Origin of the sequence: Flavobacterium sp. ASV13 (genome assembly GCF_000745775.1) — a bacterium.
In the GTDB taxonomy this organism is placed as follows: domain Bacteria; phylum Bacteroidota; class Bacteroidia; order Flavobacteriales; family Flavobacteriaceae; genus Flavobacterium.
In genome coordinates this window covers 89,483-109,173 of the sequence record NZ_JQJY01000001.1, presented here as the reverse complement: position 1 = coordinate 109,173, position 19,691 = coordinate 89,483, and the positions used below count along the sequence as shown (strand labels likewise).

The window sequence follows — 19,691 nt, the reverse complement described above, 5'->3', positions numbered from 1 at the left end:
TTTTTATAATTACAAAAAAGCGGGTTTTTAATTTTGTCAGAATTAAATTGATAATTGAAATTTGAAATTGGCTTTAAACGAAATTAAACCAAACTGCATTTCAAAAAAATAATGTTAATTTTGTGCTATGATTCGACTTTCGATAATTGGTTCTGGGAATGTTGCACAACATTTAATTAAGGCTTTCACAAAAAGTGAAGCTGTCGAAATTGTGCAGGTATTTTCGAGAAAAAAAGAAGTTTTGGTTTCTCTTATTAATGAAGACAAAATCACAACAAATTTAACTGAATTAAAACCAGTAGATTTATATATCATCGCAGTTTCTGATAATGCAATTGGTGAAGTCTCACAACAATTATCTTTTCAAAATCAACTTGTGGTTCATACTTCTGGTGCTGCTCCGCTAGATACTTTAGATTCCAAAAACAAACGAGGTGTTTTTTATCCGCTTCAGTCTTTTTCAAAAAACAAAGCCGTAGATTTTTCAGTAATTCCAATGTGTTTGGAAGCAGAAAATAGTACCGATTTTGATTTGTTGGAAAAAACAGCAAAAACCATTTCAAATGCTGTTTTTGCAATTGATTCGGAGCAACGAAAAGCATTGCATGTCGCAGCAGTTTTTGTAAATAACTTTACGAATCATTTGTATCAAATTGGACAAGAAATCTGTGATGAACACCGTGTTCCTTTTGAAGTATTAAAACCTTTGATTCAGGAAACTGCTGAAAAAATCAACACTCTTAATCCAATTGATGCGCAAACCGGACCAGCAAAACGAAACGATTCTAATACTATAGAAGCGCATTTAGCGTTTTTAACCAACGAAAATCAAAAAAACATTTATAATATACTCACACAATCTATTCAAAATAATGGCAAAAAGTTATAAAGAAATAATGAATGACATCACAACATTTGTTTTTGATGTTGATGGCGTACTTACAGACAGTTCCGTTTTTGTAACCAATGAAGGCGAAATGCTTCGAACAATGAACATTCGTGACGGTTATGCAATGAAAGCGGCAATCGAAAGCGGTTACCATGTTTGTATTATTTCTGGCGGAAGCAATGAAGGCGTTCGTATTCGTTTAAATAATTTAGGAATTAAAGATGTTCATTTAGGAACTCCTGATAAAGTTCAGACTTTTAAGGATTATACAACTAGTAATACTATTAAACCAGAACAAGTGCTTTACATGGGAGATGATATTCCAGATTTTCACGTAATGAAATTAGTAGGATTGCCAACTTGCCCACAAGATGCAAGTCCGGAAATCAAAAATATTTGCCGTTATATTTCGCATGTAAAAGGCGGACGCGGCGCTGCACGTGACGTTATTGAGCAAGTAATGAAAGTACAAGGAAAATGGATGGAATATTTTAATGGAAAACACGATTAACTAATTGTCAATTATAAATTGTTAATTATCAATTATAAAAAAACTTAGCAACTTAGCCCCAAGCTACTTAGAACCTTTAAAAAATGAAATACTTAAAACTCGTTCGATATCAAAACTTATTGATGCTTGCTTTTATGCAGGTTTTGTTTCGTTATGCCTTTTTAAAACAGCAAAATATTCCATTAGCTCTGGCCGACTGGCAATACGGATTATTGGTTTTAAGCACTGTTTTATTAGCGGCTGCAGGTTATGTAATCAATGATATTTTTGATGTAGCAACAGATTCAATCAACAAGCCAAATAATGTTATTATTGGCAAAGGAATTTCTGAAGCAAGAGCCTATAATATTTATATCGGATTGAATATTACTGGTGTTGCTATTGGTTTTTATTTATCAAATGTCATTTTGAGACCGAGTTTTGCAACAGTTTTTATTTTAATTGCGTCTTTGCTTTATTTTTATTCTACAAGTTTAAAGCAAATCATGATTTTAGGGAATTTCATCGTAGCTCTTTTATTGGCTTTAAGCGTTATTATTATTGGAATATTTGATTTGTTTCCTGCAACAAACGCTGAGAATCAAGCACAAATGGCAAGTCTTTTTTCGATTTTGATTGATTACGCTCTTTTTGCTTTTATGATCAATTTTATTAGAGAAATAGTTAAAGATATTGAAGATGTAAATGGTGATTACAATCAAGGAATGAATACTTTACCAATTGCAATTGGAATTAGCAGAGCTGCAAAAATCGCTTTAGGATTTGCTATAATTCCATTTATATTGTCTTTGCTTTATATCAATACTTATTTCATGCAGAACAAACTTTATATTGCCACTTTATATAGTTTCGCCTTTGTTCTTGCTCCCCTATTATATTTTATTGTAAAAATTTTTACAGCAAAAACTCAAAAAGAATTCCATCATTTGAGTACCGTTTTAAAGCTAATCTTGCTTTTCGGAATTTTATCAATTCTTGTAATTACACTAAACATCAAGTACAATGCTTAAAGAAAAACTAAAAAAATATACTTTGATTCTGGCTTCAGGATCACCAAGAAGACAACAATTTTTTAAGGATTTGGATCTTGATTTTGAAATCCGATTAAAAGATATTGAAGAAGTCTATCCGCCTGAATTAGAAGCTGATGAAATTACAGATTATCTGGCAGCATTGAAAGCCAGTGCATTTGATGGTGAATTAAAAGAAAATGAAATATTGATCACTAGCGACACAATCGTTTGGCATCAAAATAAAGCTTTAGGAAAACCAAAAAATGCTGAAGAAGCTTTTGAAATGATTAAATCGATGTCTAATGCAACACATGAAGTATTTACATCAGTTTGTTTTAGAACAGAAAATACTTCTACCGTGATAAACGATGTAACAAAAGTAACATTTAACGATTTATCAGACGAAGCCATTTTGTATTATATTGAAAATTACAAACCTTATGACAAAGCTGGAGCTTATGGTATTCAGGAATGGTTTGGTTTTATGGCTGTTGCAAAAGTAGAAGGTTCTTACACCAATGTTATGGGGCTCCCGACTGCTAAAGTTTACGAATATTTGAGTACTTTAGTATAAAAATTATCTTATGTTTTCTTTTAAAGAATATAGCCAGGAAATATTTGCGACCCTTATTCTCCTATTAATTTTAGTTGCGTTAAGAATAATCGTTGCGAAACTAATCAGACGCTATGCCAGCAGCAGTCAGTTATTAGAGCACAGAACAAATCTGGTCATTAAATATGTTCATATTTTAATGAATATATTGGTAACTATATGTCTGATTGTAATTTGGGGCGTCGACACTAAGGATATTTTTATCACTGTTTCTTCTATCGCAACTGTAATTGGCGTCGCTATGTTTGCGCAGTGGTCCATTTTAAGTAATATAACTTCCGGAATGATTTTGTTTTTTTCATTTCCTTTTAGAATCGGAGATACTATAAAAATCCACGACAAAGATTTTCCTATTGAAGCTGAAATTGAAGACATCAGCGCTTTTCATGTTAACTTAAAAACCAAAGAAGGAGAACGAATTATTTTCCCAAATAATCTTTTGCTTCAAAAAGGAATCTCAATAATGCCGGTACAATACGAGGAAAAGGAGTTTTTTGACTAAATTTTGAATGGGAATTTTATAACGTAAATTAAAAAACCTAAAACAGAATTACTGATTTTAAGTGTAATATTTGTTTAGCCAATTTACGTTTATTCAAAATTCACAAAAAATGACTCAGCCTATAAAATTACCTTTTTATGCAAAGCTTGCCTGCATATTAATCAGTTTGATTTCGTTTGCCTATATTTTCTGCATTGCAAAAGATGTTATCACGCCTGTACTCATGGCCTTTTTATTTGCTGTTTTATTGTTGCCGATTTTTTCATTTTTAAATACCAGGTTAAAGTTCCCAAGACATCTTGCTGCGATTATTTGTGTTTTGACGTTTGCTGCCTTTATTATTGGAATTTTGGTTTTTATCTCCTACGAAGTAACAGATATGGCCAATGATTTTGACACCATCAAAAAAAATGCAAATGCTTTTATCGTCGATATTCATAAATTCATTAAAGATAATTTTAATGTCAGCATTGGCGAACAAAAAAAATATATAGATAATGTAACTAAAGATTCGGTTAAAAATGGAAATGCAACAATAGGTTCGGCACTGATTTCCATAACCGATTTACTTTTAGACTGCACTATAATTCCAATTTATACTTTTCTATTTTTAATTTATAAAGATCATTTTATTCTTTTTTTAGCCAAATTGATCAACAAAGAAAACCATTCGGCTTTAAAAGATATTTTATCGCAAATTAAAGTTTCTATAAATAATTACATTGTCGGGCTTTTATTAGAAATGACTACAGTAGCCGTTTTAACAAGTTTAGGGCTTTGGATCATTGGAGTAAAATATTTCATCTTATTAGGATTGATAACCGGAATTTTAAATCTTATTCCCTACATCGGAATATTTATAGCAGGAATAATTACAGTTTTGGCTTCGCTAACCGGAACTGGAGAAACGTCAATTATATTGGGAATTTTAATCGTGAATATTATTGTTCAGCTAATTGACAACAACTTATTAGTTCCGTTAATTATAAATTCTAAAGTTGAAATTAATGCTTTTGTTTCCATCATCGGAATTATCATTGGTGGTGCGGCTGCAGGGATTTCGGGAATGTTTTTAGCAATTCCACTTTTGGCAATGTTAAAAATAATTTTTGACCGAATAGAATCTATGGAAGCCTGGGGTTACTTGATGGGCAATCATGTGCCGAGAAAATTTACCTGGAGGGTTCGAAAAGCTAAAATTGAAAGCTAAAAAACAGTTAATTTTAAAAATAGCACTGATATTTAGTCTATATTCATATTGTAAATCGTGTTTAAATAAGAGAAAAGAATCTGAATGTTTCTAAACAAAAAAATAGTCGTTTTTATTTTGTTTTGCTTTTGTTTACAAAGCATTCATGGACAATCAGATAAAACAAAAAAAGATCCTACAGTAAAAAAAGATTCAACTCAGGTTTATGACAAAATCCGAAATTATTCAAAAAAAAATAATTTCACGAAAGCCATGCACAAACTCTTTTTTAGAACTAATAAACCAAAAAAGAAAGAAGAACTCCTAATACCGACCGACACATCAAATTATGATGGCAAAATCATTCGGAAAATAAACATCGTTACGTTAGATCCATTTGGACATTCTGTTGTAGATACAACGCAAACGCCAAAAAATTGGGGAGAACGAACAGGAAACCGACTTCATTTAAAAACCAAAAAAATCGCCATTTACAATTTACTTTTATTCAAAAGAAATAGTGTTTATGACAGTTATAAAGTACAAGAAACCGAGCGTTTAATTCGATCTCAAAAATACGTAACAGCAGTTCGAATCACACATCAATTAGCCGGCGTGGCATCAGATTCTGTCGATGTTACTATCAGAGTTTTGGATTCCTGGAGTACTATTCCGCGATTTTCAATTTCCAGTAATCAGGTTTCTGTTGGATTTAAAGAAAAAGATTTCTTTGGATCTGGCCAGCAGCTCGAATATCGTTTTACCAATCGTTTTAGTGATGGCGCAAATGGTAATGATGTAACTTATACGGTTCCAAATATTAAAAATACTTACATCGGAACCACGTTGAATTACAAAATGGATCTCGATAATAATTACACCAAAAGTATCAATATTGAACGATTGTTTTATTCACCTTTAACCAAATGGGCTGGCGGAATTTATGTTGGGCAGAACTTCAGGAAAGATACTTTGCAGGCTCCCGATATGTCTTATGCTTATCAGCCTTTCAAATATAATTTTCAGGATTTTTGGGCAGGAAAAGCTTCTAAAGTTTTTGAAGACGAAGATAAAGGAATTACCAATTTAATTGTTTCAGGCCGATTTCTGAATGTAAATTATAGCGAAACGCCAACAGATTTATACGATCCAACTCATTTCTATTCCGATCAAAAACTTATTTTATCAGGAATTGGAATCAATACCCGTAAATTTATTAAAGATAATTATATTTTTAGAAATGGGCAGACCGAAGACGTTCCTATTGGCCGAATTTATGGCGTTACTTTAGGCTATCAATATAAAAATCAAATGTGGAGGCCTTATGTGGGCGGTCAGTTTTCATTTGGTAATTATTATAGGTTAGGATTTTTGAGTGCTAATTTTGAAGGCGGAACCTTTTTTCATGATTCAAAGACCTATGAAACAGCATTTTCAGTAGAAACTAATTATTTCACAAAGCTTTACAGCATTGGAACTTGGAAATTAAGACAATTTGTGAATCCAAAAATGGTAATTGGCATCAACCGTGAAGACATTATTGGAGATAAATTGAATATAAATGAAGATAATGGTTTGGCGGGTTTCAACAGCGCCATTTACGGAACCAACAAAATGATTTTATCATTACAGACGCAAACCTATTCGCCAAATGCGCTTTTGGGTTTTCGTTTAAATCCATTTTTCAATTATTCAATAGCCGTTTTAGGAAGTCCGAATAATGTGATGGGAAGAAACAAAGCGTATTCAAAATTTACGCTCGGCGTAATAGTGAGTAATGATTATCTAGTATTCAGTTCATTTCAATTATCCTTGTCATACTACCCTACTATTCCATTTGAAGGAGATAATGTTTTCAAAACCAATACTTTTGAAACAACAGATTTTGGATTAATGAATTTTGAGCTGTCAAAACCAAGAATTGTTGATTATAAATAAAAAGATTTTTTTTACTATTTTTTATCTTTTTTTAAAGCTTACAAAACATTTTGAAAATCAAACTATTACCATATATTTAGCGCTTTCACACTCGTTAAACTGCTAATTTTATCCGACGAAATACATTAGGTTTTTATTTTTGGCACAGTATATGAATATTACTAAGCAAGAGTAACATTAAAACTTTAGAAAAAATGAAAACGTTAAAAATAGCAATCGCCGGATTATTTCTTTTGGTTGCAAATGCCACGCAAGCCCAAGTATCAATTAATGTAAATATAGGTACACCACCAGCTTGGGGACCTGCAGGATATTCTGAAATGGAATATTATTATTTACCAGACATTGAAGCTTATTATGATGTTCGAGCTTCACAGTTTATTTATTTTGGAGGCGGAAGATGGGTTAGAACCACTTATTTGCCAAGACAATACAGAAATTATGATTTATACGGAGGTTATAAAGTAGTTTTAACTGATTACCACGGAAGAACTCCATATACCTATTTTGATCGTCATAGAGTGAAATATTACAGAGGGTATCATGGAGCGCCTCAAAGACCATACAAACCAAGACCGGTTTATGGATATAATGACCGTCATGATCACAGAGATTACAAACATTATGACAAACATTACGACAAACACCATGACAAACATGATCGTCACGACCATGATGACCACGACGATCATCGCGGACATGGAAGAAGATAATTACTAAATATCTAATTTTCAACACAAAAGAGTATCAAAAATATTGATACTCTTTTTTTATGCATGTATTGTAGAATCTGAATTTGTTAATTTATTACGTAATGTTTAAAAATAATACAAGAATCAATTATATTTATAACAATTGTCTTATTCTATTATAATTGTAACTTATATTTGCACAATATTTTAAATTTCAGTTGTTTGTGAGAAATAATTTCTATCTATTCGCCTTTTTAACTATGTCACTTTTTATTTCGTGTGACAACAATGATGACAATTCTAGTAATCAATCTTCTGGAAATGGCATTACAATTACTTCTGATGCCACTTCTTTGAATCAAAGACTTGATTACACTAATTCTGGAGTTATCTCAATTACTAACACTTCAACTGCAAAAGGACTAGCAACTCAGTCAACAACAGATTTGCCAATGGTTCAAATTGCAGAAATTAATCCTCCAACAGATAGTAATGGTAGAACTTTGCAAGCAAATCATGTTGCTGTAAATGGAAATTATGCTTATGTAGCCTATACAATGATGGGTGAAGCTTATTCTGGAGCGATTGATGTTATTGATGTTACAGATCCTTACAAGCCAAAATTGCTTACATCTGCATTAATTGCTAATACAGATATTACTTCTCTTACTTACTCAAACGGAAATTTAATTATTGCCGGAGCAAAAGATATTGACAAAGATGCAACTTTGACAAATCCTGCAATTGTAATCAATATGCAATTAAGCTCTGGAATGCTTACAGATAAATATACAGTAACAAAACTTGAAAGCCATGCTACAACTGATGTTGCTGCTAACTCAACATCTTATTTTGCAGTAACTGGTGATACAGGAAGTTTGTTTAAAATTAACAATTCTACAAAAGCAGTAACTTCAAAAGTAGCTGTAGAAGATTTACGTACTGTAGCTCTTACTGGCGACAAAATTGTAACTTTAAGCGGAAAGAAAGGTGTAAATATTTATAGTGAATCAACTCTTGCGCTTCAAAAATCTTTTGCAACAAGCACTGATGTTAGCGCTGCAAAAAGAACAATCGATTTTGACGGAACAAAACTATTAGTTTCTGAAGGATATAATGGTTTAGGAATTTACGACATAAACAGCGGATCAAAATTGCAAACAATTGGTTTGGCTTCTGCTGGAGGCGATAATGTTACTAATGCGGTTTCTGTAAACGACGGATATGCTTTTGTTGCAAACGGTGCTGCAGGATTAAATGTTTACAAATCTGGAACTCCATATAGTTTAGTTGGAACTGTTGGAATTACAGGTTCATCTAATTATGTAAAATCTAGCGGAGACTATATTTATGTTGCTAGTGGAAAAGGCGGTTTGAAAATCATTAAGATGGAAAAACCAAATGCAACTTTCGCAAATTGTTCTTCTTACGGAGTTTATAATCAAGGTAAAGATTTGATTTTGAATTCAAACGAAGTAAAATCATATAATGGTTCAACAGGTATCAATTCTATAATTGTAAATTCTGGCGGTGTGTTAACACACTGTGGATCAATTTCTGTTCAAAATACTTTGATTTTAAACAGCGGAGGGACTTTTAATATGACTGGAACTTTGGCACAAGGAAAATACCAGCAATCAAACCCAACAGAACTTATTATCAACAGCAATGCTTTATTGCAAATTGAAGGTTCTGTAGTAATCTGGAGCGACCTAAGATTGAACAGCGGTGCAAAAATTAATTTTATTGGAAACAATTCGTCGATTACGATTTACGGAAAAGTGACTAAAAATAGTGGCGTTACCATTACTGGAACGTACAAAGACACAGAAAACAAATTGAAATAATTTTCTGTAATCCTAAGAAATACCACCTGATTTAATTTATTAAATCAATTCTTTAAAAAAAAAAATGCTGTCGGAGACAATCTGATGGCATTTTTTTTGTGGAGTAGTTTTTCTTAAAAAAGGAAATCAATAACCAAACATTAACAATTCATTTAAATAGTCTTCAAAAATATAATTACTATTTTTGAAGCACTTTCAAAAACATCAAACCACGCTATGCGAAAAATTCATTTACTAATTCTTTCATTTTTTTTAACCGGGATTTCAATTTCTTTTGCACAACAGCCACAAAAACCGAGTTCTGTAGAAATTTATAATCAAATCAAGAAATTAAATTTTTTAGGTTCGGTCTTATATGTTGCCGCACATCCGGATGACGAAAACACTCGTTTGATTTCTTATATGGCAAACGAAATGAATGCAAGAACTGGATATTTGTCTTTGACACGGGGTGACGGTGGTCAAAATTTAATTGGCCCGCAATTGCGTGAATTGTTGGGTGTGATCAGAACGCAGGAATTAATAGAAGCCCGAAAAATTGACGGTGGCGAACAGTTTTTTTCTCGTGCGAATGATTTTGGTTTTTCAAAAAATCCAAGCGAAACTTTAGAAATCTGGGATAAAGACAAAGTTCTTGCAGATGTAGTTTGGACTATCAGAAAATTTCGACCAGACGTAATCATAAACCGTTTTGATCATCGTTCACCAGGAACGACACATGGACATCATACGTCATCAGCAATGCTGAGTGTTGAAAGTTATAAATTGACAAATGATCCAAAAATATATCCGGAACAATTAAAATTTGTAACGCCTTGGCAGGTAAAACGTCAGTTTTTTAATCCGTCTTGGTGGTTTTATGGAAGCCAGGAAAAATTTGATGCTGCCAATAAATCAAAATTCACTAAACTAGAAACAGGAGTTTATTATACCGGAATCGGAAAATCGAATCAAGAAATTGCTGCTTTAAGCCGAAGCCGTCATCAATCACAAGGTTTTGGAAGTACAGGCGCACGTGGTGAAGAAACGGAATATCTTGAACTTATTAATGGCGAAACTCCAAAAGAAAGAGACAATTTATTTGATGGAATCGATACTTCTTGGAACCGAGTTAAAAATGGAAAACCAATTGGCGAATTAATTTCTAAAATCATTTCAAAATATGATTTCAGCAATCCGTCGGCAAGTATTCCTGATTTGATAAAAGCATACACAATGATTGAAGCTTTAGAAGACGATCATTGGAAACCTTTAAAAGCCAATGCAATTAAAAACATTATAGCATCTTGCTCAGGTTTATATCTGGAAGCAGTTGCCACTGAACAGGAAGCTACTCCTGGAAGCACCATTAAATTAAACCTTGAAGCTATTAACAGATGTGCTGTTGAAATGCAATTAGTTAGTGTAACAACATTGCCAGACAATAAAACAACGGCTCAGAATAGTATTTTGAAGAATAACAATGATCAAAAAATCAGCCTTCAATTACAACTTCCTGAAACTATTGAATATACACAACCATATTGGCTAAAAGAAAAAGCGACTGTTGGAATGTACACCGTTTCAAACCAAGAAAACATTGGAATTCCAGATATTATCAGAGAAGTGAAAGTTGTTTTTAACGTAAAAATAAATGGCGTTGAAATTCCTTTTGAGCGTACTGTTGTTTACAAATATAATGACGGCGTTAAAGGCGAAATGTATAATTTCCTAGATATCGTACCTGAAGTTACGACTTCAATTCTTGAAAAAGTGTTGATTTTTAAAGATACCAAAAGCAAAATGATTCCGGTAAAAGTTCGTGCCGGAAAAAACGGAATAAAAGGAAATCTTCAATTAGAATTGCCAAAAAGCTGGGTAATTTCACCAAAACAGATTCCGTTTTCATTAGATAAAAAAGGAAGTGAACAAACTTTTTATTTTGAAGTTACGCCTCCTGTAAATCCAGAAGAAGCTGTTGCAAAAGCCGTTGCGATCACTGACAACAAACGTTTTGACAAAGATGAAACGATTATTGATTACAGTCATATTACGAAACAAATGGTTTTAAAATCAGCTGAATCAAAATGCATACGAATTGACTTAAAAACTTCTGGTGATGCTATTGCTTATATTATGGGCGCCGGAGACGAAGTTCCAGAAAGTTTAGCACAAATGGGATACAAAGTTACGATTCTGAAACCAGAAGAAATTACACCAGAACGTTTAGATTCTTTCAGTACCGTTATTACGGGAATTCGCGCTTACAATACTGTAAATGCTTTGGCACATAAACAAAAAATACTTTTTGATTTTGTAAAAAACGGTAAAAACATGATTGTACAATACAATACATATGGCAAAATGGTAACCGACCAAATTGCGCCGTATCCGTTAAAAGTTTCAAATGATCGCGTAACCGAGGAAAATGCTAAAATCACATTTTTAGCACCAAATCACCCGGTCTTGAATATTCCGAATAAAATCACTGAAAAAGATTTTCAAGGCTGGACTCAGGAACAAGGTTTATATTACCCAGATCAATACGACGCTGCCTTCACTCCTATTATTTCATCGCATGACAAAGGTGAATCTCCAAAAGATGGTGCATTGTTAGTAGCGCCATACGGAAAAGGATACTATATTTACACTGGGTTAAGCTTTTTTAGAGAATTGCCAGAAGGCGTAGCCGGCGCTTATCGATTGTTATCTAATATCATTTCGCTGAAACAGCCAATAGAAGCTCCTAAACAAGAATTAAAGCAATAATACATTCGTAAAATGGAAGCCAAAAAAACAAAAAAATGGAAAAAAAGCTACACCTATGTTTTGGTGGCTAATGCTATTTATATTCTTATTTTTCTCTTAATCATGCAATTATACTCATAACCTATGCAACTATTTGATTGGATCGTACTTATTGTTACACTTTTATTCATTGTTGGATATGGTTCGTGGAAAACCAAAGGAAGCAAGAATGTTGAAGATTTCATTTTAGGAAACAACGAAACTCCGTGGTACACTGTTGGACTTTCAGTAATGGCAACTCAAGCAAGTGCGATTACTTTCCTGTCAACTCCTGGACAAGCATATCATGACGGAATGGGATTTGTGCAGTTTTACTTTGGATTGCCAATCGCTATGATTGTCATTTGTGTGACTTTTATTCCGCTTTATCATAAAAACAAAGTTTTTACCGCTTATGAATTTCTTGAAAAACGATTTGATGTAAAAACACGTTCGCTTGCGGCTATTCTGTTTTTAGTTCAAAGAGGTTTAGGAACAGGACTAACAATTTATGCTCCTGCAATTATTCTGTCGGCCTTATTGGGATGGAATCTAACCGTAATGAATATCATAATTGGTGTAATGGTAATTATTTATACGTTTTCCGGAGGAACAAAAGCGGTGAACGTAACGCAGAAACAACAAATGTTTGTGATTATTTCAGGTATGTTTATTACTTTTTTCCTGATTTTACATTATTTGCCAAACGATATGACTTTTACAAGTGCCATGCACATTGCAGGCGCAAATGACAAAATGAATATTGTAAATTTCTCTTTTGATCCAGAAGAAAAATATACTTTTTGGAGCGGAATTACCGGTGGATTTTTCCTTGCACTCTCTTATTTTGGTACAGATCAATCACAAGTTGGTCGTTATTTATCTGGAAAATCGGTTAAGGAGAGTCAGATGGGATTAATCATGAACGGACTTTTAAAAGTTCCGATGCAGTTTTTTATTTTACTGACCGGAGTTATGGTTTTTGTTTTTTTCCAATTCAATCCAGTTCCATTAAACTTTAATCCGAATAATAAAACTGTAATTGAAAAATCGGCTTTTAAAGAAGAATATCATGCTCTGGAGAAGAAATTAGATAAACTTTCTGAAGATAAAAAAGTAATAAACCTATTATATATCGATCAGCTGAATCAAGATTATGACAATCCGATTTTACGAAAAGAATTAGTTGCTTTATCAAACAAAGAAAAAGATTTACGCGATAAAGCAAAAGAAATTATTTCAAGAGCTGACAGTAATAGTGAAACTAATGACAAGGATTACGTTTTCTTCCATTTCATATTACATTATTTGCCAAAAGGACTTATTGGTTTATTACTTGCTGTTATTATTTCGGCAGCCATGTCTTCAACCGCTTCTGGATTAAATGCTTTGGCTTCGACAACGGCAATTGATATTTACAAACGAAATGTAAAAGGTGAAAAATCAGAGAAACATTTCTTGATGGCAACTAAATTTTTCACGCTGTTTTGGGGAGTTGTAGCGATTCTTTTTGCTTGCGTTGGAACTTTGTTTGAGAATTTGATTCAGCTTGTAAATATTATTGGTTCTATTTTTTACGGAACTGTTTTAGGAATATTCCTTGTAGGTTTTTATTTAAAACGCGTTCAGGCAAAGTCGATGTTTATTAGTGCCATCATTAGCCAATTGACGATTTTTGTTATTTATTATTTCATGATTTATATTTATCCAAGTGGTCAGGAAAAACTGGGATATTTATGGCTGAATTTCATTGGAGCAAATCTTACTGTTGCTTTATCATTAGTATTACAGTTTTTGTTTTTCAGAGACAAACCAGATGCTGATAATGTGATTTTGGAATAAAATCTAGATGAAATATTTTAGAAATATGCTTTTCTTTTATTCTTCCTTTTCAGAAAAATCAGGAAGAGTTGAATATGGAATTTATGCATTTTTTACAATTCTGATGCAGATGTTTGCTTTGCATTTATATCAAACGATTGATCTAAATAATGAAACTATTTTGCATTTCTTCTACAGCTGTTTTATTGTTTTATTTACATTCGTTCCGATGCAGGCCGTTACAGCTAGAAGATTGAGAGATTTAAATGCAAATCCTGCATTTCTTATTTTTAATTTTATTCCTGTTTTGAATATTGTTTTTATTGCATTTTTATTAATTGCTAAAAAAACTAAGGCTTAAAACAAATAATTTATACTTCTTAGAACGAGGATGCCCTAGCCCTGATGGAAGCGGCATCTCCCGATTTAGAAAAACAAGGCTTTTTAGCCGTAGTTTTTATTTATCGGGAATATAGCGGACAGCAGGAAATAGCTCCTAAAAATTACAAACGCTTTATTCCTAATTCAATTCTTCTGCATTTGTAAGTAAAAAATGTTATTTTAGTAAGTTTAAATACCACCATAAACAAACTAAAAAACTGCGAATGAAAATTTCAGACGATATTCAAAAATTGCTTCCCTTTGGTTACCTTTTTCTTGTTATAATGGGAATTGTAAAAGAGTGCTTTTTTCATTATCAATTAGGAATAAATATATTGAAATATTCTACAATCATGGACATATTAATTAGTCCGATTGCTACTTTTACTTCAAATCCAATAGTTTTAATTTTTATACTTTCACTATTTATATTTCACTATAATTTACCATCGTTGATAGCAAAATATAGAGATAGGAAATTTATCATAAGAACATTTGAACTGAAAAATGTGGAAGGTCTTTCTCCTGCAGAAACTAAAAGTTATTTTAATAGTATTTCAATAAAAACACTTGCCGTGATACTTTGTTCATTTTTCTTTGGTTACGGGCTAGCAGGCGGTTATGGTACTTCAAAAAAAATTAGAGAACATAAAGAAAAGTATAATTATAAAATCAATTATAGTAGTGGCGAATCTGAAGAAATCTTTTTAATCAACACCAACAGTCTTTATTATTTTTATACTGCTAAAGGAAGCAAAGCCATAAAAATAACACCTTTGGGAGCTGTTAAAAGTATTGAACTTATAGATAATAAAATGGTAAACCAAGGGTTGTTTCTTTATAATACTTCATTATGAAAGATTTGAAAAAATATAGCAACAAAGCTAAAGCTGCATTTATTTTGTTGATTGTGATGTTGATTATTATTTTGAACAATTTCAACACGCTTCAAAATTCTAAAAAAGTGAATGAAAATATTAATGCAATCTACAACGATCGATTGGTTGTGGCGCATTATATTTTTCAATATTCTAAAGAACTACATTTTATAAAAGCAGAAGCTGAAAAACTAGATTTGAGTGATACTATTAAAAAAGATGAAATTATTCACACACTTGATATTATTCATAATATTGATGATCTCTATGCCAAAACAGTTTTGACAAACAAGGAAAAAGAGCATTTTGATGCTTTCCTTGCTTCATGCAAAGAAATAAATAATCAGGTTGAAAATAAAAATTGGAGCAAAATCGCCTATGCGAGCGAACAGGCTTTGAAAACATTAGAATCTTTATCCCAAATTCAGATTAAAGAAGGGAAAGCAAAATTGGCAAGTGCAAATGCTATGTATAATGATAATAATAGTTTGGGACAGCTTGAAATAGCGCTTCTTATAATTCTTGGTGGAATTACGTTTTATTTACTAATTGTAAAGAAACCAAAAAGAAATATCAAAATTCCTGAACCGCCTAGTATGAATTAAGTTGTTTCAGGTTTCAGGTTTCAGGTTTCAGGTTTCAAGTTGAAATGAGAATTTTTTAACCGCAAAGAGCGCAAGGGTTTACGCAAAGGTCGCAAGAAAATTTCATATAGCTTTGCGAACTTTGCGTAATTATTAAATTCTATTAAAAATACTTTGCGCTCTTTGCGGTTAAAAAACTCGCAAAAAAAAAATCCAAAACAAAAGCTTTGGATTTTTAATATTTAGAATTTTAAACAAATTATCTGCTCCACTCAGCGATACTGTCTTTGTTCATTTTTACGTAATCTTGATTGTTAGCTGTTTCAGCTGCTGCCAATGAAGCTTTTGCTGTCTCAATTGCTCCTTTTTTATCACCTTGTTTTGCCTGAATAATTGATTTAAGTCTTAAGATAAAATAAGGTTTCTCTGTTACCATATCCAACGATTTGTCAACATAAGTTCTTGCTGTTTCGATATTTCCATTTGATGAAAATAAATATTGAGCTGCTGCATAATAATCATTTGATGTTGGTCCAGCTAAAGTTTTTTCGATGCTTGCAGTTGCAGCTTTTGCAGTTGGAACTTCAAATTTAAGTGCTACATGAGAATTTTCCCAAGCCATTTCCAAATAAGCAAAATTTGGATCTAAACCATTAATACCAATCGTGAAAGTTTCAACCGGTGTTGGCAATGCTTCTTCTTTTACAGTTGTTCTTAATGCTACATAAGCATCGCTCCAGTTTTCTGGCAATCCCCAATTATCTGTAGACAAGTAAAAAATAATCTCCCAGCTCTCAATTTTAGGAATTGTATAAATTGAGTATTTTCCTTTTTTCAAAGTTTTTCCGTCAATTACAACATCATCACCAAAATTAATAATCGTATTTTCATTAGCTCCTGTTCTCCATAATTTTCCAAACGGAACTAAATTTCCAAAAACTGCTCTTCCTCTTGCACCTGGTCGCGAGTATGTCACTTCAACATCAGTTAAACCAACAGTTTGTTTGATGTATGCTTTTGGACTTGCCTGTGGTGTTCTTATTTGTGCTTCAGAAGCAAAAGGCGCTAATAAAATAGCAAATGCAATAAGTATTTTTTTCATTTTAGAGTTTTATTTGTTTTTGTTCAAATTTACAAATTCAATTAGCTAACAAATGTTAAATTTAACTTAATTCAGACTGTGATCTGTGATATTTTTTGAGCGTTTAATTCGTTGAAATGATTAATTATTAAATCGGCATCTGAAAGATCTTGCAAATTTGAATTCTCGCTTCTATATCCAACACAATAAATTCCGGCTGCTTTAGCCGCTTTCACCCCATTTGTGCTGTCTTCTATAATAATACATTCTTCTTTTGGTGCAATTGACAACGAAGCTGCATGAATAAAAATCGCTGGATTTGGTTTTGACTGCGGAAAATCTTCACCGCTCACGATATGCGAAAAATATTGATGCAAATTGAATCTTGTAAAAACTCTTTCAATCGTAACTTTTGATGCAGATGAAGCCAAAATAATCTGAATTCCGTTAGCATGTAAATCTTTAATCAAATCTTCAACTCCCTCCAATAAAAATAAATCCTCTTTTGTATCAAAAGCATCATTAAAAATATTTCTTTTTCTTTGAATCAAATCTTCTACTTCATGTTCAATTACAGGGAAATGTCCTTTCAGCGTCTGAAACGTATTTCGCGTTGAAAATCCAGTAAATGAAGTGTACATTTCCTCTGGAACTTCAATATTTAATTCCGAAAATTGTTTGTAATAAGCATAACGATGAACGGGTTCTGTGTCGACAATCACGCCGTCCATATCAAAAATTACTGTTTTAATCATTTTTTTTAAAGGTGCTAAGGTTCTGAGGGACTAAGGTTCTAAGGTTTTTTTAAGAGGCTAATCTTTTAAAGTTCTGTTTTTTTTTTTTAATCTTAGAACCTTAGAAACTTAGCATCTTAGTATCTTTTTTATTCTTTTTTGTTTGCAATCAAATAGCGAATTACTGTTTCGGCTGCATGAAGTCCAAATAATCCTGGCATGTAGCTGTTTGTTCCGTAGAAAGATTTTTTGAAATTTTTCCCGTCAGTTAGTTTTAAGCTTTTTTCATCCTGAATTTCAGATGAGAAAACCACTTTCAATTTATTAATTTTGGCTGCTTTTAATCGCTTACGGATTGTTTTTGAAAAATAACAGTTGATTGTTTTCGAAATATCTGCAACTTTTACTTTAGATGCCAGCATCTTTCCTCCTGCACCCATGCTGCTTATGATTTTAACTCTTTTGCGTTTTGCCGCAATAATCAAATTCAATTTTGGAGTAATACTATCGATGCAATCTAAAACATAATCAAACTCTGGTGAAACGATTTCAAAAGCACGTTCTGGCGATAAAAATTCTTTTACACGAGTTAATTTCAATTCTGGATTAATATCCATTAAACGATCACCAACAATTGTAATTTTTGGTTCACCTACGGTAGAATGCAAAGCTGGTAATTGTCTGTTAATATTAGTAATATCAACCACATCGCCATCAACAATTGTCATATTGCCTACTCCCGCTCTCGCTAAAAATTCAGCTGCAAATGATCCAACTCCGCCTAATCCAACTACTAATACATTTGCATTCTGCAAATTCTCTAATCCTTCTTTTGTAAATAAAAGCTCGGCTCTTTCTGTCCACTCTGCCATATATAATCTTTTGTTTATTTTTTTGTTTTCTTATTTGAGATTTCTCTACTTACTTCTCAAATATATCTTTATAATTACTTGAAATAATACTTTGTAATTCTTTTAAATTCAAACCTTTATATTCTGCTGCTAAATCATAAACCTGTTGAATATTTTCTTCAATTGTATCCGTTTCTAACAGAAATTTATCATTTGGAACATTCTGAAAAACTGTTTTTAATTCTGGATTTCTTAGCAAATATTTGCCAAATGAAATATAAAATCCTGCTGCAATTAGCTGATTCGCGAGCTGACTGTTCTTTGAAAATCCGTGAATAATCATTGGAACTGAAATTTTCAATTTCTTTTTGATTTCTATCACTTCTTGAAAAGCCGCAACGCAATGAATTACGACCGGTTTTTTATATTTTTCAGCCAACGCCAATTGTTTTTCAAAAACTGAAATCTGAATTTCAAAAGCTTTTTCAATTCGTTTATCTAATCCGCATTCGCCAATTGCCAAACAATTTTCTGTTTGTAGTTTTTCTTCAATAATTTTCAAATCTGTTTCTAATCTTTCTTCTGAAATGTACCAAGGGTGAATCCCAATAGAATAAAACGGAATTGAAGTATCAAATTCATGAGGATACTGATTTACCAATTCCAAAACATTGGATTGATTTGTAAACTGATGTGTATGAAAGTTAAAGAACTCCATTAATGAAACGTTTTCACTCCCGCTTTGATTTCTATATTTAAATCGTTCTCTAGAGGAACAAGCGGGCAAGAATATTTATGATTGTAAGCACAATACGGATTATAAGCCTGGTTAAAATCGATTGCAATTGTGTTTCCTTTCGGAATTTTCAAATCAATATATCTTCCGCCGATATAGCTTTCTTTTCCACAGGTTAAGTCTGAAAAAGGCAAAAATAAATGATCCTTATATTGTTCTTGTTTCGAAAGATCAATACTTCTGTAAACATTCAATTTCAGTGCTTTTCCTTCTAAAGTAAAAGATAGCGTTCCGTATTTTATATATTTTGGAGTTCGGGTTCCTGTAGTTTTCATTTCGAAAACTTTCTCATTTTTTGCCTTTTCAAATTTTGCAATCACAAAATATTTCCCATTAATCGGATAAAAATCTAAAGATTTAAAAGTCTTCAAATCCTCTTCCATCAATGGGCTAGTCTTAGCGTCAGCATATTCAGAATTGATCGTCGTCTGGAAATTTGCAACTTCACCGTAACTAAACTTTTTTTGGCTATAGCCAAAACTAAAAATCATCCAGACAATAAGAATAATCGCTTTTTTCATAGTTAGAAATTTTACGCAAAAATAGTTCAAAAGTAACAAAGCAACAACGGTAAAACGTGACAAAGTTTCCTAACTTTGTTGCAA

19 protein-coding genes are annotated in these 19,691 nt (G+C 32.2%); 14 read left to right on the top strand and 5 right to left on the bottom strand.

Going from position 1 to position 19,691, the window contains the following annotated elements:
• Positions 1 to 127: 127 nt before the first annotated feature.
• From GQ47_RS00470 to GQ47_RS00405, 14 genes are all read left to right on the top strand, one after another.
• Positions 128 to 889: a Rossmann-like and DUF2520 domain-containing protein gene (locus tag GQ47_RS00470; protein WP_035643627.1), complete on the top strand. Its 762-nt coding sequence runs from the start codon at positions 128 to 130 to the stop codon at positions 887 to 889.
• Positions 873 to 1,400, top strand: a complete 528-nt coding sequence (locus GQ47_RS00465) for a KdsC family phosphatase (protein WP_035643624.1) — start codon at positions 873 to 875, stop codon at positions 1,398 to 1,400. The genes GQ47_RS00470 and GQ47_RS00465 overlap by 17 nt, the downstream gene beginning before the upstream one ends.
• 83 nt (positions 1,401 to 1,483) lie before the next feature.
• Positions 1,484 to 2,410: a geranylgeranylglycerol-phosphate geranylgeranyltransferase gene (locus tag GQ47_RS00460; protein WP_081909294.1), complete on the top strand. Its 927-nt coding sequence runs from the start codon at positions 1,484 to 1,486 to the stop codon at positions 2,408 to 2,410.
• On the top strand, positions 2,403 to 2,987 hold the full coding sequence (locus GQ47_RS00455) for a Maf-like protein (RefSeq protein ID WP_035643621.1): 585 nt from the start codon (positions 2,403 to 2,405) through the stop codon (positions 2,985 to 2,987). The genes GQ47_RS00460 and GQ47_RS00455 overlap by 8 nt, the downstream gene beginning before the upstream one ends.
• Positions 2,988 to 2,997: 10 nt before the next feature.
• The gene (locus tag GQ47_RS00450) at positions 2,998 to 3,528 is read left to right on the top strand and encodes a mechanosensitive ion channel domain-containing protein (RefSeq protein WP_035643618.1); all 531 of its coding nucleotides are present in this window, start codon (positions 2,998 to 3,000) and stop codon (positions 3,526 to 3,528) included.
• A 109-nt stretch (positions 3,529 to 3,637) separates the two neighbouring features.
• Positions 3,638 to 4,738, top strand: a complete 1,101-nt coding sequence (locus GQ47_RS00445) for an AI-2E family transporter (RefSeq protein ID WP_035643615.1) — start codon at positions 3,638 to 3,640, stop codon at positions 4,736 to 4,738.
• An 84-nt stretch (positions 4,739 to 4,822) separates the two neighbouring features.
• The gene (locus GQ47_RS00440; protein WP_035643612.1) at positions 4,823 to 6,655 is read left to right on the top strand and encodes a hypothetical protein; all 1,833 of its coding nucleotides are present in this window, start codon (positions 4,823 to 4,825) and stop codon (positions 6,653 to 6,655) included.
• Between the two features lie 194 nt (positions 6,656 to 6,849).
• Positions 6,850 to 7,368 carry a hypothetical protein gene (locus GQ47_RS00435; protein WP_035643609.1) on the top strand — a complete coding sequence of 173 codons (519 nt, stop codon included), beginning with the start codon at positions 6,850 to 6,852 and terminating at the stop codon, positions 7,366 to 7,368.
• 239 nt (positions 7,369 to 7,607) lie between these two features.
• Positions 7,608 to 9,194 (top strand): LVIVD repeat-containing protein, encoded by a 1,587-nt coding sequence (locus tag GQ47_RS00430; protein WP_238567927.1) that lies wholly within the window; start codon positions 7,608 to 7,610, stop codon positions 9,192 to 9,194.
• Between the two features lie 216 nt (positions 9,195 to 9,410).
• Entirely contained in the window at positions 9,411 to 11,942 is a 2,532-nt protein-coding gene (locus GQ47_RS00425) for a PIG-L family deacetylase (RefSeq protein ID WP_035643605.1), read from the top strand.
• 123 nt (positions 11,943 to 12,065) lie between these two features.
• Positions 12,066 to 13,802, top strand: coding sequence for a sodium:solute symporter family protein (locus GQ47_RS00420; RefSeq protein ID WP_035643602.1), 1,737 nt, complete (start codon positions 12,066 to 12,068; stop codon positions 13,800 to 13,802).
• 7 nt (positions 13,803 to 13,809) lie between these two features.
• Positions 13,810 to 14,142 (top strand): DUF805 domain-containing protein, encoded by a 333-nt coding sequence (locus GQ47_RS00415; protein WP_035643599.1) that lies wholly within the window; start codon positions 13,810 to 13,812, stop codon positions 14,140 to 14,142.
• A 244-nt stretch (positions 14,143 to 14,386) separates the two neighbouring features.
• Complete coding sequence (locus GQ47_RS00410) at positions 14,387 to 15,019, top strand: hypothetical protein (RefSeq protein WP_035643597.1); 633 nt, start codon at positions 14,387 to 14,389, stop codon at positions 15,017 to 15,019.
• The gene (locus GQ47_RS00405) at positions 15,016 to 15,645 is read left to right on the top strand and encodes an MCP four helix bundle domain-containing protein (protein ID WP_035643595.1); all 630 of its coding nucleotides are present in this window, start codon (positions 15,016 to 15,018) and stop codon (positions 15,643 to 15,645) included. Before GQ47_RS00410 ends, GQ47_RS00405 begins: the two co-directional genes overlap by 4 nt.
• A 238-nt stretch (positions 15,646 to 15,883) precedes the next feature.
• On the opposite strand, the gene GQ47_RS00400 is transcribed toward GQ47_RS00405, so the two are convergent.
• The 5 genes from GQ47_RS00400 to GQ47_RS00380 all read right to left on the bottom strand — a co-directional run bounded on the left by GQ47_RS00400 (position 15,884) and on the right by GQ47_RS00380 (position 19,607).
• Complete coding sequence (locus tag GQ47_RS00400; protein ID WP_035643592.1) at positions 15,884 to 16,726, bottom strand: DUF2911 domain-containing protein; 843 nt, start codon at positions 16,724 to 16,726, stop codon at positions 15,884 to 15,886.
• 71 nt (positions 16,727 to 16,797) lie between these two features.
• The gene (locus GQ47_RS00395) at positions 16,798 to 17,460 is read right to left on the bottom strand and encodes an HAD family hydrolase (RefSeq protein ID WP_035643589.1); all 663 of its coding nucleotides are present in this window, start codon (positions 17,458 to 17,460) and stop codon (positions 16,798 to 16,800) included.
• A gap of 128 nt (positions 17,461 to 17,588) precedes the next feature.
• On the bottom strand, positions 17,589 to 18,311 hold the full coding sequence (locus GQ47_RS00390) for a tRNA threonylcarbamoyladenosine dehydratase (protein WP_035643586.1): 723 nt from the start codon (positions 18,309 to 18,311) through the stop codon (positions 17,589 to 17,591).
• A gap of 49 nt (positions 18,312 to 18,360) precedes the next feature.
• Positions 18,361 to 19,008, bottom strand: coding sequence for a TatD family hydrolase (locus tag GQ47_RS00385; RefSeq protein ID WP_035643584.1), 648 nt, complete (start codon positions 19,006 to 19,008; stop codon positions 18,361 to 18,363).
• Positions 19,008 to 19,607, bottom strand: coding sequence for a DUF1684 domain-containing protein (locus tag GQ47_RS00380; protein WP_035643581.1), 600 nt, complete (start codon positions 19,605 to 19,607; stop codon positions 19,008 to 19,010). Before GQ47_RS00380 ends, GQ47_RS00385 begins: the two co-directional genes overlap by 1 nt.
• Between the last annotated feature and the right edge of the window lie 84 nt (positions 19,608 to 19,691).